Raw genomic sequence first — 13,554 nt, forward strand, 5'->3', positions numbered from 1 at the left:
AGGAATAAAGAAATGGGTAAGGCTACAAGAGAATCATATGGTATGGCTTTGGTTGAACTTGGTCGAGAAAATGAAAAAGTAGTGGTGCTAGATGCAGATCTTTCAAAGTCAACCAAAACAAATGGATTTAAGTCAGAATTTAAAGATAGATTTTTTAATGCAGGAATTGCTGAACAAAATTTAATGGGAATGGCAGCAGGTTTTGCTAATGTAGGTAACATACCTTTTGCAAGTACATTTGCTGTTTTTGCAACAGGAAGAGCTTTTGAGATTATAAGAAACTCTATTTGTTATCCAAAGATGAATGTAAAAATAGCAGCTACTCATGCAGGAATAACAGTAGGTGAAGATGGTGGATCACATCAATCAATTGAAGATATTGCACTTATGAATTCCCTTCCAAATATGACTGTAATAGTGCCAGCAGATCATAGAGAGGCAATGGCTGCAACTAAGGCAGTAGCAGAATTTAATGGACCTGTGTATTTAAGATTTGGAAGATGCAATACAGAAGATATATTTGATGATACTTATGAATTTAAAATAGGTAAAGGTGTTCAAGTAAGAGAAGGTAATGATATAGCAATTATTGCAACAGGAATGATGGTTCAAAAAGCTATTGAAGCTTCAAAAGTATTAGAAACTCAAGGAATTAATGCAAGAGTTATAAATATATCAACAATTAAACCAATAGATAGAGAGTTAATTATAAAGGCTGCTAAAGAAACTAAGGGGATAGTTACAGCTGAAGAACATTCAATCATAGGTGGACTTGGGGCAATGGTATCTCAAGTTGTATGTGAAGAATGTCCAACAAGAATTAAAATGGTTGGAATAAAAGATACTTTTGGAGAGTCTGGAACTCCAGATGAATTAATGGAAAAATATAAATTAACTAGTGCAGCTATTATTGAAGAAGTTAAAAATATACTAAAATAGGAGGATACATATAATGAAAATATTTGTAGATACAGCTAATGTAGAAGAAATTAAAAAAGCAAACGCCCTAGGTGTTATTTGTGGAGTAACAACAAATCCATCTCTTATAGCAAAAGAAGGTAGAGATTTTAAAGAAGTAATAAAAGAAATAACTGATATAGTAGATGGACCAATAAGTGGAGAAGTAATCTCCATGAAGTCAGAAGAAATGGTAGTTGAAGCCCGTGAAATAGCTAAGATACATAAGAATATGGTAGTAAAGATTCCAATGTGTGAAGAAGGATTAAAAGCAGTAAGTATTCTTAGCAAGGAAGGAATTAAAACAAATGTAACTCTAATTTTCTCAGCATTACAAGCGTTACTAGCAGCAAGAGCTGGAGCTACTTATGTAAGTCCATTCCTAGGCAGATTAGATGATATAGGCAGTGATGGAATTATATTAATTGAAGATATTGTAGAGATATTCTCTATGCATGAAATTGAAACAGAAATTATTTCAGCAAGTGTTAGAAATCCAATTCATGTATTAGAATGTGCAAAGGCTGGTTCTGATATAGCTACAATTCCTTATGGTGTAATTATGCAAATGATTAAACATCCACTTACAGATGCAGGAATTGAAAAGTTTTTAAAAGATTATGAGGGAATGAAAAAATAAATATATTTAGAAGTGTTCCAATTAAAGGTTGGTAGAACAATGTGGAGAAATTTTAAAATTTCAAAATTTGTTCACCAACCTTTATTATCTTTGAGAAAATTATAACAAAGTAAAATTGTAAATACCTTTAGAAATGGAAGAAATACACGAAAACCAAGGCGGATTTTCTTATGTTATATTTGTTTTCAATTGTCATTTATATATACACAATACATTATTAATAAAATGATAATTTGAGATAGTAGCTATAAAATGCAGTTTGCTAATTTGATAATTTGAGCTTCATAAATATTAATGGAGCAATGCAGGAAGCCCAAATTCCAAGTGAAAAATACTTCACAAAATCTCGAATGTATCCTTTAGGAATTATAAATGAGCAAAGAGATAATACTATTAATAAACCAAAAAGACCTAAGAATAATTTGATAACATTGTTTTTTGAAGTGCTGTTTGGATTGTATTTAATATATTTAGTATCAATATAGTAGCCTAGGGAGATAGAGATAAATCCACCAATAGCTTTTATATAATCTGAACTTCTAAATAATATCAAACTTAATAATAGAATTATAGATAGTATAAGATATAGATAAGGAATATTATTTTTTATAGCTTGTTCATAAATGAAATTTGATATAAGAACTGCAATTATACCAAAAATGGAACCACAAACAACGTCTATTGGCCAATGTACTCCAAGATAAAGTCTTGATATAGGAATTAAGATCATCATTATTATACTTATAAGCAATACTTTTTTAGTTTTAAATTGCAAAAATAGTGATGTGAAGGTTGCAGCATTTCCTTGGGAATGTCCACTTGGAAATGAAGTGCCAGTAGCTGTGTTTACAGCTAAACTTCTAATTCCTTTTGTTCCTATTGGTCTTGGTGAATTTACTATTATTTTAATAAAATTGTTTATCAATAAAGAGAAAGATAGACCGAAGGCTAATTTATAACCATACCTTTTATCTTTGAACCATAAGAAGTATATTGCAAATATAACTCCAAGGGTTTCACCACCTAGATTGGTAAAAAGAATAAAAAAGTTATCTAATGCTGGATTTGCGAAGGTTTGGATAAATTTTATTGTATTCATTAATTTTAGCTCCTTTCGAGAAATAACAATATAAATTATACAATTATACAAAAGGCTTGTACAATAAATTATTTTTGAGTAAGTATTTTACTAAAAATATATTTTATTTAACTCCAATAGACAAAAAGCGATAAATTTCTACTTTTAATATTGACATAGAATAATAAATAAAATATAATCAAGTCTGATGTGAATACTTCCAGGCATGAAGTAGCAGCATGAAAACTAATGTAGTATTTAAATTTACTCAAATAAGAGATGTTAAACATCGATTTATGTTAATTGTGAGACTTGTGTATAGATATATTTTCTATGCATAGGTCTTGTTTTTTATGTATTGAAAACAGTAAAATACAATATGAGTGTATTTTGACAATAAAATATTTTATAAAAGATAAAAAATGTAGTAAAATAATAAGATGTGGAAGGATGTTTTGAATGAATATTATATCAATAATACTTATTGCATTAGGATTAACTATGGATGCCTTTGCAGTGTCATTAACTTTGGGATTGAAAACAGATAAGGCAATAGAAAAGAAGATTGCCTTAAAAGCCGGATTGTATTTTGGTGGTTTTCAAGCGTTGATGCCATTAATTGGGTGGCTATTAGGAGTGAAATTTTCATCATATATAGAAAATATAGATCACTGGGTTGCATTTATATTACTATTTATCATTGGAGCAAAGATGATAAAGGAGTCATTTGAAAGTGATGAGGATGAATCAATTGCCTGTGATAGTGACAATAGTAAGGAATGTATAACTAATAAAAAGTTTCTATTATTAGCTATAGCAACATCAATAGATGCATTGGCAGTTGGGGTAAGTTTTGCATTTTTAAAAGTTGAGATTGTAAGTGCTGTTGCAATAATTGGTATAACTACTATGATATTATCCTTTATAGCCGTATTAATTGGAAAGAAACTTGGAGAATTAATTAAAAATAAGGCTGAAATTTTAGGTGGGACTATTTTAATATTAATAGGACTGAAAATACTTGTTGAACATTTAATGAGTAAATAATTCGTTAATAGAAAATAGATATGAGGTGGACTTATGGACAAGAGAAAAAATATATCTATGGCAGTTATTAAAAGACTACCGAAATACTATAGATATCTTTCAGATTTGCTTAAAAATGATGTGGATAGAATATCTTCTAAAGAGTTAGGAGAAAAGATTGGTTTTACAGCATCACAAATTCGTCAAGATTTAAATTGTTTTGGTGATTTTGGGCAACAAGGATATGGATATAATGTAAAAGAATTATATAATCAAATAAGTGCTATATTAGGGTTAGAAAAAGAATATAAAAGTATAATAATTGGTGCTGGAAATATAGGGCAAGCCATTGCGAATTACAATAACTTTCACAATCTTGGTATAGATGTTTCTGCTATTTTTGATACAAATCCTAAGGTTGTAGGAATTAAGATTCGAGATACAGAAATAATGGATATAGATAAGTTAGGTGAATTTGTATCTCAAAACAATATAGATTTAGCTGTTATTTGTGTACCAAGCATTAACGCACAAAAGGTGTGTGATGAAGTTGTAAGGCTTGGTATAAAGGCTATATGGAATTTTGCGCCTGTAGATTTAATAACAGAAGCTGATGTTGTAGTAGAAAATGTACATCTAAGTGAGAGTTTACTTACTCTTATTTATTTAGCTAATGAAAAAAAGAGAAATGAATTGAGATAATATCTTATAATATGAATAAATAAGATAATTAATAAATTATCAAAGTATTTATATTATTTATTAAAAACATTATTATAATGTTAATTCCAACTAAATCATATTGCAAAAAAATATGGCGGGTATTATAATGTTAATTGGAGTTTATTGCTTCAATTATTTTTTAAGTATATTTGTTATAATATTAACAAACTATAGATAAAATATATTATAATATTTTATAGTAATTGATGTAATAATAAGTTAGAAAATAATAAGTATTCTAAGGAGGCTAACCTAATGGAATTAAATAATGTTATCCTTGAAAAAGAAGGTAATATTGCTATTGTAACAATTAACAGACCTAAAGCATTAAATGCGCTTAATTCAGAAACTTTAAAGGACATCGACACTGTTGTAGATGCTTTAGAAAAAGATAAGGATGTTTATGCTGTAATCTTAACAGGTGCTGGAGACAAGGCATTTGTTGCAGGTGCAGACATATCAGAAATGAAAGATTTAGATGAAAAGCAAGGTCAAGAATTCGGAGCTTTAGGAAATAAAGTCTTCAGAAGATTAGAAAATTTAGACAAACCAGTTATAGCTGCAATATCAGGCTTCGCATTAGGTGGTGGCTGTGAATTAGCTATGGCTTGTGATATAAGAGTTGCTTCAGAAAAAGCTAAATTTGGTCAACCAGAAGCTGGTCTTGGAATAACACCAGGTTTTGGAGGAACTCAAAGATTAGCTAGAATAGTAGGTCTAGGAAAAGCTAAAGAGTTAATCTATACATGTGACATAATCAAAGCTGATGAAGCACTAAGAATTGGTTTAGTTAATAAAGTAGTTCCATTAGAAAACTTAATGGAAGAAGTAAAGGCTATGGCAACTAAGATTGCTTCTAATGCACCAGTAGCAGTTAAGCTATGTAAGGATGCTATAAACAGAGGAATGCAAGTTGATATAGATAGAGCAGTAGAAATTGAAGCAGAAGACTTTGGTAAGTGTTTTGCAACTGAAGATCAAAAAGAAGGTATGACAGCTTTCCTTGAAAAGAGAGCTAAGAACTTCCAAAATAAGTAGTGAAATAGGAATAGGGAGGTAAATTAAATGAATTTCAAATTAACAAGAGAACAAGAACTAGTACAACAAATGGTTAGAGAATTTGCAGTTAATGAAGTTAAGCCAATAGCTGCTGAAATTGATGAAACAGAAAGATTTCCAATGGAAAACGTTGAAAAGATGGCTAAGTTAGGCATGATGGGTATTCCATTTGCAAAAGAAAATGGTGGAGCAGGCGGAGATGTTCTTTCTTATATAATCGCTGTAGAAGAATTATCTAAAGTTTGTGGTACAACAGGAGTTATACTTTCAGCTCATACATCATTATGTGCATCAGTAATTAATGAAAATGGTACTCCAGAACAAAAGGCAAAATATTTAGCTGATCTTTGTAGCGGAAAGAAACTTGGTGCTTTTGGTTTAACTGAACCAGGTGCTGGTACTGATGCTGCTGGACAACAAACAACAGCTGTATTAGATGGAGATAACTACATTTTAAATGGTTCAAAGATATTCATAACAAATGGTGGAGTTGCTGAAACTTTCATTATATTTGCTATGACAGATAAGAGCCAAGGAACTAGAGGAATATCTGCATTTGTAGTTGAAAAATCATTCCCAGGATTCTCAGTAGGTAAGTTAGAAAACAAGATGGGTATTAGAGCATCTTCAACTACTGAATTAGTAATGGAAAACTGTATAGTACCAAAAGAAAACTTACTTGGTAAAGAAGGTAAGGGATTTGGTATAGCAATGAAGACTCTTGATGGAGGAAGAATTGGTATAGCAGCTCAAGCTCTTGGTATAGCAGAAGGTGCTTTTGAAGAAGCAGTTAACTACATGAAAGAAAGAAAGCAATTTGGAAAACCATTATCAGCATTCCAAGGATTACAATGGTATATAGCTGAAATGGATGTTAAGATAGAAGCAGCTAAGCATTTAGTATACAAAGCAGCTTGCAAAAAACAAGCAGGAGAACCATACTCTATTGATGCAGCTAGAGCTAAGTTATTTGCAGCAGACGTTGCAATGGAAGTTACAACTAAGGCTGTTCAAATCTTTGGTGGATATGGTTACACTAAGGAATACCCAGTAGAAAGAATGATGAGAGATGCTAAGATAACTGAAATCTATGAAGGAACTTCAGAAGTTCAAAAGATGGTTATCGCAGGCAGCATTTTAAGATAGGAGGACTTTTGTAATGAATATAGTAGTTTGTGTAAAACAAGTTCCAGATACTACAGCAGTAAAAATAGATCCTAAGACTGGTACTTTAATTAGAGATGGTGTTCCATCAATAATGAATCCAGAAGATAAGCATGCTTTAGAAGCAGCTTTACAAATAAAAGAAACTAACGGTGGTAAGGTTACTGTTATAAGCATGGGACTTCCAATGGCTAAGGCAACTTTAAGAGAAGCATTATGTATGGGAGCTGATGAAGCTATCCTTCTAACTGACAGATGTCTTGGAGGAGCTGATACATTAGCAACTTCAAAAGCAATAGCAGGAGTTATTGCAAAATTAGATTATGATATAGTACTTGCTGGAAGACAAGCAATTGATGGAGATACTGCACAAGTTGGACCAGAAATAGCTGAACATTTAAATATTCCTCAAGTAACTTATGTTCAAGATGTAAAAGTTGAAGCAGACAGATTAGTTGTTAACAGAGCATTAGAAGATGGATATCAACTAGTAGAAGTTAAGACTCCATGTCTATTAACTGCAATCGAAGAATTAAATGAAGCTAGATACATGAATGTAGCTAACATATTCTCAACTAGTGATGATGAAATAAAAGTTATGACTGCAGATGATATAGATGTAGATAAAGCTGAATTAGGTCTTAAGGGTTCACCTACAAAGGTTAAGAAGTCTATGACTAAAGAAGTTAAGGGTGCTGGAGAATTAGTAAAAGAATCACCTAAAAATGCAGCATATTATGTTGTAGGAAAATTACAAGAAAAACACTACATCTAAGATAATAGGAGGGTAATTTATTATGAATATAGCAGATTACAAAGGCGTTTGGGTCTTTGCTGAACAAAGAGAAGGCGAACTACAAAAAGTATCTTTAGAACTACTTGGAGAAGGTAGAAGAATTGCTGATAAATTAGGAGTAAAGTTAACTGCTTTATTACTTGGAAATAATATAGAGTCATTAGCAACAACATTAGCATCACATGGCGCTGATGAAGTTTTAGTTGCTGATGATAAGAACTTAGAACACTATACAACTGAAGGATATGCTAAAGTTATTTGTGACTTAGCAGCTGAAAGAAAGCCAGGAATATTATTTGTAGGAGCTACTTTCATAGGAAGAGACCTAGGTCCTAGAATAGCAGCTAGATTATCAACAGGATTAACTGCTGACTGTACATCAATCGATGTAGAAGTTGAAAATGGAGATTTATTAGCTACAAGACCAGCATTTGGTGGTAACTTAATGGCTACAATTGCTTGTCCAGAACATAGACCTCAAATGGCTACAGTAAGACCAGGAGTATTTGCAAAAATCACTACTGATCCATCAAAATGTAACATTGAAAAAGTTGAAGTTAAATTAGCTGATAGCGATATAAGAACTAAAGTTTTAGAAGTAATCAAAGCTAAGAAAGATATGGTTGATATAGCAGAAGCTGAATTCATCGTATCAGGTGGTAGAGGAGTTGGAAGCAAAGAAAACTTTAAACTTCTTGAAGAATTAGCAGCAGCTTTAGAAGGAACAGTAGCAGGATCAAGAGCAGCAGTTGAAAGTGGTTGGATTGACGGAGCATGCCAAGTTGGTCAAACTGGTAAAACTGTTAGACCTAAGATATATATAGCTTGTGGTATTTCAGGAGCTATCCAACACGTTGCTGGTATGCAAGATTCTGAATTAATCATTGCTGTAAACAAAGATGAAACAGCTCCAATCATGAAGGTAGCAGATTATGCTATCGTTGGAGATGTAGCTAAAGTTGTTCCAGAATTAATTGCACAAGTTAAAGAAGTAAAGAGTGCTGAATAATTCAATCAATTAATGTGAAAAGTAATCCTTAGGCATCTGAAAATAAATAACAAGTCCAAATATGCGACGGATATTTGGACTTAGACAAGGAAACAGGTTCCGCAGATAGTGAGCTATCTAAGGGTTCTGTTGACGCAGTATAAGGTCAAATAGACTAGCATAGGGACTTATTTATTTTTTGAAGATGCCTTGGTTAAGATAGCTTATTTTGACTAAGGATATCTAATATTAAAGATTTTAGGAGGAATAGTTCATGGAAAAGATTTTCGTTTTAGGCGCTGGTACTATGGGTGCTGGAATAGTTCAAGCTTTTGCACAAAAAGGATATGAAGTTATCGTTAGAGATATAAAGGAAGAATTTGTTGATAGAGGAATCGCTGGAATCAACAAGGGTCTTTCTAAGCAAGTTGAAAAAGGAAGAATGACTGAAGAAGATAAAGAAGCCATCCTTTCAAGAATATCAGGAACAACTGATATGAACTTAGCAGCTGACTGTGATTTAGTTGTAGAAGCAGCTATAGAAAACATGAAAATAAAGAGAGAAATATTCGCTGAATTAGATAAGATATGTAAGCCAGAAACTATATTAGCTTCAAATACTTCATCTTTATCAATAACAGAAGTTGCAACTGCAACAGGCAGACCTGACAAAGTTATAGGAATGCACTTCTTCAATCCAGCTCCAGTAATGAAGCTTGTTGAAGTTATCAGAGGAATGGCTACATCTCAAGAAACTTTTGATGCAGTTAAAGAATTATCTGTAGCTATTGGTAAGGAACCAGTAGAAGTTGCAGAAGCTCCAGGATTCGTTGTTAACAGAATTCTTATCCCAATGATAAACGAAGCAGTTGGAATATTATCAGAAGGAATAGCTTCAGCAGAAGATATAGATACAGCTATGAAACTTGGTGCTAATCACCCAATGGGACCTTTAGCATTAGGAGATTTAATTGGATTAGACGTATGTCTAGCTATCATGGATGTATTATATACTGAAACTGGAGATAGCAAATACAGAGCTAGCAGCTTACTTAGAAAGTATGTTAGAGCTGGTTGGTTAGGAAGAAAGACTGGAAGAGGATTCCACAACTACGCAAAATAATATAAGTTTAGATTGAAGATTGATATCAAACTCTATAGGAAATTCTTTTATGAGAATTTTCTATGGAGTTTTTTTATTCTTTAGGATATTATAATAAAATCAAATTTGTGGATAACTTATAAAAAGGTCGCATAGGATTTTTTTATTTTATTCTACTTGATAATAAATATTATGATATAATTATTATTATATAAGTAAGTTTCAATAAAAATAATTTATAATTGTTTGAAGTTGGAGAAATAATACTAAGGCTAAGGTATCTTCAAAAAATAAGTAAGTGTATAAGTTAGGCTATTTTCAGATGCCAAATATCTATATTGGAAAGTTAAATAGAAAGGTGTGCAGTTGCTGGCAGAAAAAATTATATTTCAGATAAGTTAAGATAAACATTAAACAAGATTTAGGAGATGAATAAAATGAATTTTGAGAATATAGAGTTTAATAAAGATAATATTGTAATAAAAAATGCTAAAGACTTTAATATAAAGCAAACTTTTGAATGCGGGCAATGCTTTAGATGGAAAAAGGTAGGCGAGTCTTATATAGGGGTTGCTTTTAACAGAGTTATAGAAGTTGAACAAAAAGAAGATGATGTAATCATCTATAACTCTAATGAAGAAGACTTTAATAATATATGGCGAAAATATTTTGATTTAAACAGAGATTACACTAGTATAAAGGAAAAATTGTCTAAAGATGAATTGTTAAAAAAAGCAGTAGATTTTGGTTATGGTATAAGATTATTAAATCAAGACCCATTTGAATTAGTAATTTCTTTTATAATATCCGCAAGAAACAGCATACCTGTGATTTCTAAAACTATAAATAAGATAAGTGAGAAATGGGGAGATGCAATTGAATATAAGGGAGAACGTTATTATACATTTCCAACAGTGGAACAGTTGAAAGAAGCCACAGAAGAAGATATAAGATCTACAGGGGCTTCCTTTAGGAGTAGGTACATATATGATACTGTGCAAAAAATATATAATTGTAATGTAGGAAATGAAGAATTTAAGTTATATAATTTAGAGAATATAAAAAAATTAAGTGATGATGAATGCCATGAGGAACTTCAGAATTTTTCAGGAGTTGGAGCAAAGGTTGCAGATTGCATAATGCTATTTTCTATGGAAAAGTATTCTGCTTTTCCAGTAGATGTTTGGGTAAAGAGAGCTATGCAGCATTTCTATTTAGCCCCTGATGTATCCTTGAATAAGATAAGGGTGTTCGCAAGAGAAAAATTTGGTGAGTTATCAGGTTTTGCACAACAATATTTATTTTACTATGCTAGAGAAAATTCAATAAAAATAGATTAAAATTAATACAAAACTCCAAGATGATTTTTAGAATTTAAATCATTTTGGAGTTTAATTTCAATTATAAAATTTTACATATCATTAGTTAAGCTTGTCTTCTAATATCCTTAGACTTTTTAATGCATATATCATAATCACCAGGATAATTGGAGATGAATTTCAAGTATCTTTTTATTTTAACATCGTTTTTAAGCAAATCAATTGTATATAATCTTGTGGATAAATATTTATTCGTATATAATGCATGAATCTGCTTATGGCAAGTTGCACAAAGAGTAGCAGTATTCATTTTTCGGCCACCAAGCTGTTTTGGTATCAAATGGTGTTCAGTTACATTACTAACTTCTCGTCCACATAAATCGCATATATAAAGTGTATTTGCCATATAACAACCCCCTATACTTATATTATATACAATTATAATGATATAATGAATTTAAATTGATGACAAGAGGTATTAAATGTATGTAAACTTGATATAAACAAATAAAAAAATAGTTATTACTGTTTAGTAAAATATGGTATAATTCAAATGGTTACAATTATAATTAAGGAGAAAAAAATGAGAAATCGGATTAAGGAAAAGATATGTAGTTTGGAAAGTAGAGAGTTTAAAGTTGATTCAATAATAAATTTTATAATACTGCTAACCATAATGTTAATGCCGTATATTGTTTATAAATATACTTATTCTCCATATATAGATGGGAAAGCATTTTTTTTGTACGGGGTAGGAATACTATTATTCATTCTAGCATTATTATCTAAACAAGATTTATTTATGATTTTTACAGAAAAAATAATCATAATAGCTTTTGGAGTATCTTTGATTTTTTCTACTATATTTGCAATAAATCCTGGATTGGCATTAATGGGTAATAAAAATAGAAATGAAGGACTATTAATGTTTTTGGTATATATACTATTGTTTATAATGGCAGCAAAGTATATAAACTTAACCAATAAAAGAATAGATATTTTACTACTAGTTTCGTGTTTAATGGCTATATATAGTATAGTAGAATTTTATCAAATAGACCCATTGCAAGTTTACTTGATAGGTTCATTGAGTTATGATCAAGCTATGTCTTTTTTAGGAAATAGAAATTTTTTATCATCATATATAATTTTATTTATAGGTGCTGCTACATTATTATATATTTTTAAGGGTAAAATAAAATACTTGATAGTTTCATCTATCCTTTTTGCTTCTCTTTTATGCACTTTAACAAGAGGCGGATGGGTAGGATTTGTAGTGATGTTGTTATTTACTGCAATAATAATGTTTAAAAATAGAGAACTAAGAAAGCGATTTTTGGCTATTTTATTGAGCTTTTGTATGATATTTATGATACTTGATTTTACCACTGATAATAGCATAAGCAGTAGATTTAGTAGCATGACAAGTGATGCTGGTAGATTGTTAAACGGTGATACCTCTGATTTGGGTACCAGCAGGAGTGAAATTTGGAAAATGGTGATTAAGTCTATAGAAATGCATCCAATTATGGGTGGTGGTTTGGATTCTTTACAGCTTAGGCTAATGAGAGATGTGCCTAAGGATAATGAGGTCCTTATTGCTAAAAATAATCAAATTATAGATAAAGCCCATAATGAATTTTTAGAACTATGGGCTTCGGGTGGATTTTTTGCATTTTTCTTTTATGTGATTTTATTAGTTGTAATATATAAAAATATAATTAGAAATATTAAGAAACCCAAATATAAGGCAATGTTTATATGCTTAACAGGTTATTTAGTACAAAGTTTATTTAACATAAGTGTAATAGGAGTAGCTCCTTTATATTGGATTTTTCTAGGTGCCATAGTAAAAAGTTATAGAAGTAGAGACGATAAGAATACAAATAATATTAGAGTCTAACTTCGTTTGCGTGGTAATGTAAATTTAAAAAATAGAACTAAGGATTCTATCAATAGAGGAATTACAATAAACATTCCAGCTAATAGAAAGAAATTTTCTGGTAGAGCATCTATAATAGGGTCAGTTATAGGATTAAAAATCCAATAATTATTTTTAAACAGTATTTTATGAAAAATGATAAAGGCATCTTCAAAATCTATAGTGCAAGCCAATAAAATGATTATTGATATGATGAATGATATTACTGGCATAATACTAAGAAATAATAATTTTGAAGGGGTTGCCTTTTTCTTATTTATGGCAATATGAATAAAAATGATTACAGCACCCAGTATGCCTAGAGCTAATAAAATCATAAAGATTTGTTTAACTTCCATAAAGTGAACACTAGCTGAATTTGACATTGGGAAGTTGGGAAAAGTAAGCTGTGCATTAATTGGATTTGTAAGATAATTTATAAGAACTTTGTAATTTAAATTTAATACATCATTACTTACTTGTATTGTTTTAGATAGACCAGTGTATCGTATAAATATACTATAGATAATAGTGCTTTTTAGAAAGATAAATAGTAGGGTTGTTACAGATAAAATTAGTCCTAAAATAGCAAGTATAGTATGATAGGTATATTTTAGTATATTGTTTTTCAATTTTTTGCCTCCAAATTGTTTAGTAGTTAGATATGATTTTATTATACATTATGGACAAAAAAAATATAATTATAAAACTAGAAAAAAAATATATAGATAAATATAGAAAAACATAGAAATAGTGAGTAAGTTTGATTTATATTGAGCAA

General features: G+C 30.4%; 14 protein-coding genes. 11 read left to right on the top strand and 3 right to left on the bottom strand.

Annotated features, from left to right (window positions below; genetic code table 11):
• Positions 1-12 precede the first annotated feature (12 nt).
• Together OCU47_RS00430 and fsa are read left to right on the top strand one after the other, a co-directional pair.
• Positions 13-939, top strand: a complete 927-nt coding sequence (locus OCU47_RS00430) for a transketolase family protein (RefSeq protein WP_261826655.1) — start codon at positions 13-15, stop codon at positions 937-939.
• A 13-nt stretch (positions 940-952) separates the two neighbouring features.
• On the top strand, positions 953-1,597 hold the full coding sequence (gene fsa, locus OCU47_RS00435) for a fructose-6-phosphate aldolase (protein WP_261826656.1): 645 nt from the start codon (positions 953-955) through the stop codon (positions 1,595-1,597).
• Between the two features lie 262 nt (positions 1,598-1,859).
• Here the strand turns inward: fsa and OCU47_RS00440 are convergent, their stop codons facing one another.
• A complete protein-coding gene (locus tag OCU47_RS00440) occupies positions 1,860-2,696 on the bottom strand; it encodes a phosphatase PAP2 family protein (RefSeq protein WP_261826657.1) in 837 nt (278 codons plus the stop codon).
• A 438-nt stretch (positions 2,697-3,134) separates the two neighbouring features.
• Here OCU47_RS00440 and OCU47_RS00445 point away from each other — a divergent pair, with 438 nt between their 5' ends.
• From OCU47_RS00445 to OCU47_RS00480, 8 genes are all read left to right on the top strand, one after another.
• Positions 3,135-3,722: a manganese efflux pump MntP gene (locus tag OCU47_RS00445; RefSeq protein WP_261826658.1), complete on the top strand. Its 588-nt coding sequence runs from the start codon at positions 3,135-3,137 to the stop codon at positions 3,720-3,722.
• A 33-nt stretch (positions 3,723-3,755) separates the two neighbouring features.
• Positions 3,756-4,403 carry a redox-sensing transcriptional repressor Rex gene (locus OCU47_RS00450; RefSeq protein WP_261826659.1) on the top strand — a complete coding sequence of 216 codons (648 nt, stop codon included), beginning with the start codon at positions 3,756-3,758 and terminating at the stop codon, positions 4,401-4,403.
• 276 nt (positions 4,404-4,679) lie between these two features.
• Entirely contained in the window at positions 4,680-5,462 is a 783-nt protein-coding gene (locus tag OCU47_RS00455) for a short-chain-enoyl-CoA hydratase (protein WP_261826660.1), read from the top strand.
• A gap of 27 nt (positions 5,463-5,489) precedes the next feature.
• Positions 5,490-6,629: an acyl-CoA dehydrogenase gene (locus OCU47_RS00460; RefSeq protein ID WP_261826661.1), complete on the top strand. Its 1,140-nt coding sequence runs from the start codon at positions 5,490-5,492 to the stop codon at positions 6,627-6,629.
• Between the two features lie 13 nt (positions 6,630-6,642).
• Entirely contained in the window at positions 6,643-7,422 is a 780-nt protein-coding gene (locus tag OCU47_RS00465; protein ID WP_261826662.1) for an electron transfer flavoprotein subunit beta/FixA family protein, read from the top strand.
• Between the two features lie 22 nt (positions 7,423-7,444).
• Positions 7,445-8,452, top strand: coding sequence for an electron transfer flavoprotein subunit alpha/FixB family protein (locus OCU47_RS00470; RefSeq protein WP_261826663.1), 1,008 nt, complete (start codon positions 7,445-7,447; stop codon positions 8,450-8,452).
• A 253-nt stretch (positions 8,453-8,705) separates the two neighbouring features.
• Positions 8,706-9,554 (top strand): 3-hydroxybutyryl-CoA dehydrogenase, encoded by an 849-nt coding sequence (locus OCU47_RS00475; RefSeq protein WP_261826664.1) that lies wholly within the window; start codon positions 8,706-8,708, stop codon positions 9,552-9,554.
• Positions 9,555-9,970: 416 nt separating this feature from the next.
• Positions 9,971-10,873 carry a DNA-3-methyladenine glycosylase family protein gene (locus OCU47_RS00480; RefSeq protein ID WP_261826665.1) on the top strand — a complete coding sequence of 301 codons (903 nt, stop codon included), beginning with the start codon at positions 9,971-9,973 and terminating at the stop codon, positions 10,871-10,873.
• An 85-nt stretch (positions 10,874-10,958) separates the two neighbouring features.
• Here the strand turns inward: OCU47_RS00480 and OCU47_RS00485 are convergent, their stop codons facing one another.
• Positions 10,959-11,258 carry an HNH endonuclease gene (locus OCU47_RS00485; RefSeq protein WP_261826666.1) on the bottom strand — a complete coding sequence of 100 codons (300 nt, stop codon included), beginning with the start codon at positions 11,256-11,258 and terminating at the stop codon, positions 10,959-10,961.
• A gap of 177 nt (positions 11,259-11,435) precedes the next feature.
• Between OCU47_RS00485 and OCU47_RS00490 the strand changes: the two genes are divergently transcribed.
• Entirely contained in the window at positions 11,436-12,755 is a 1,320-nt protein-coding gene (locus OCU47_RS00490; RefSeq protein ID WP_261826667.1) for an O-antigen ligase family protein, read from the top strand.
• On the opposite strand, the gene OCU47_RS00495 is transcribed toward OCU47_RS00490, so the two are convergent.
• A complete protein-coding gene (locus tag OCU47_RS00495) occupies positions 12,752-13,405 on the bottom strand; it encodes a TIGR01906 family membrane protein (RefSeq protein WP_261826668.1) in 654 nt (217 codons plus the stop codon). The genes OCU47_RS00490 and OCU47_RS00495 overlap by 4 nt on opposite strands.
• Between the last annotated feature and the right edge of the window lie 149 nt (positions 13,406-13,554).

The sequence above is a fragment of the Clostridium sp. TW13 genome (assembly GCF_024345225.1).
Classification (GTDB): domain Bacteria; phylum Bacillota; class Clostridia; order Clostridiales; family Clostridiaceae; genus Inconstantimicrobium; species Inconstantimicrobium mannanitabidum.

What these genes read in the sequence shown, in the direction of transcription:
- OCU47_RS00490 (WP_261826667.1), top strand. Translation starts at nt 11,436, where the DNA reads ATGAGAAATCGGATTAAGGAAAAGATATGTAGTTTGGAAAGTAGAGAG.
- OCU47_RS00465 (WP_261826662.1), top strand. Translation starts at nt 6,643, where the DNA reads ATGAATATAGTAGTTTGTGTAAAACAAGTTCCAGATACTACAGCAGTA.
- OCU47_RS00430 (WP_261826655.1), top strand. Translation starts at nt 13, where the DNA reads ATGGGTAAGGCTACAAGAGAATCATATGGTATGGCTTTGGTTGAACTT.
- OCU47_RS00485 (WP_261826666.1), bottom strand. Translation starts at nt 11,258, where the DNA reads ATGGCAAATACACTTTATATATGCGATTTATGTGGACGAGAAGTTAGT.
- OCU47_RS00475 (WP_261826664.1), top strand. Translation starts at nt 8,706, where the DNA reads ATGGAAAAGATTTTCGTTTTAGGCGCTGGTACTATGGGTGCTGGAATA.
- fsa (WP_261826656.1), top strand. Translation starts at nt 953, where the DNA reads ATGAAAATATTTGTAGATACAGCTAATGTAGAAGAAATTAAAAAAGCA.
- OCU47_RS00480 (WP_261826665.1), top strand. Translation starts at nt 9,971, where the DNA reads ATGAATTTTGAGAATATAGAGTTTAATAAAGATAATATTGTAATAAAA.
- OCU47_RS00445 (WP_261826658.1), top strand. Translation starts at nt 3,135, where the DNA reads ATGAATATTATATCAATAATACTTATTGCATTAGGATTAACTATGGAT.
- OCU47_RS00460 (WP_261826661.1), top strand. Translation starts at nt 5,490, where the DNA reads ATGAATTTCAAATTAACAAGAGAACAAGAACTAGTACAACAAATGGTT.
- OCU47_RS00455 (WP_261826660.1), top strand. Translation starts at nt 4,680, where the DNA reads ATGGAATTAAATAATGTTATCCTTGAAAAAGAAGGTAATATTGCTATT.
- OCU47_RS00440 (WP_261826657.1), bottom strand. Translation starts at nt 2,696, where the DNA reads ATGAATACAATAAAATTTATCCAAACCTTCGCAAATCCAGCATTAGAT.
- OCU47_RS00450 (WP_261826659.1), top strand. Translation starts at nt 3,756, where the DNA reads ATGGACAAGAGAAAAAATATATCTATGGCAGTTATTAAAAGACTACCG.
- OCU47_RS00470 (WP_261826663.1), top strand. Translation starts at nt 7,445, where the DNA reads ATGAATATAGCAGATTACAAAGGCGTTTGGGTCTTTGCTGAACAAAGA.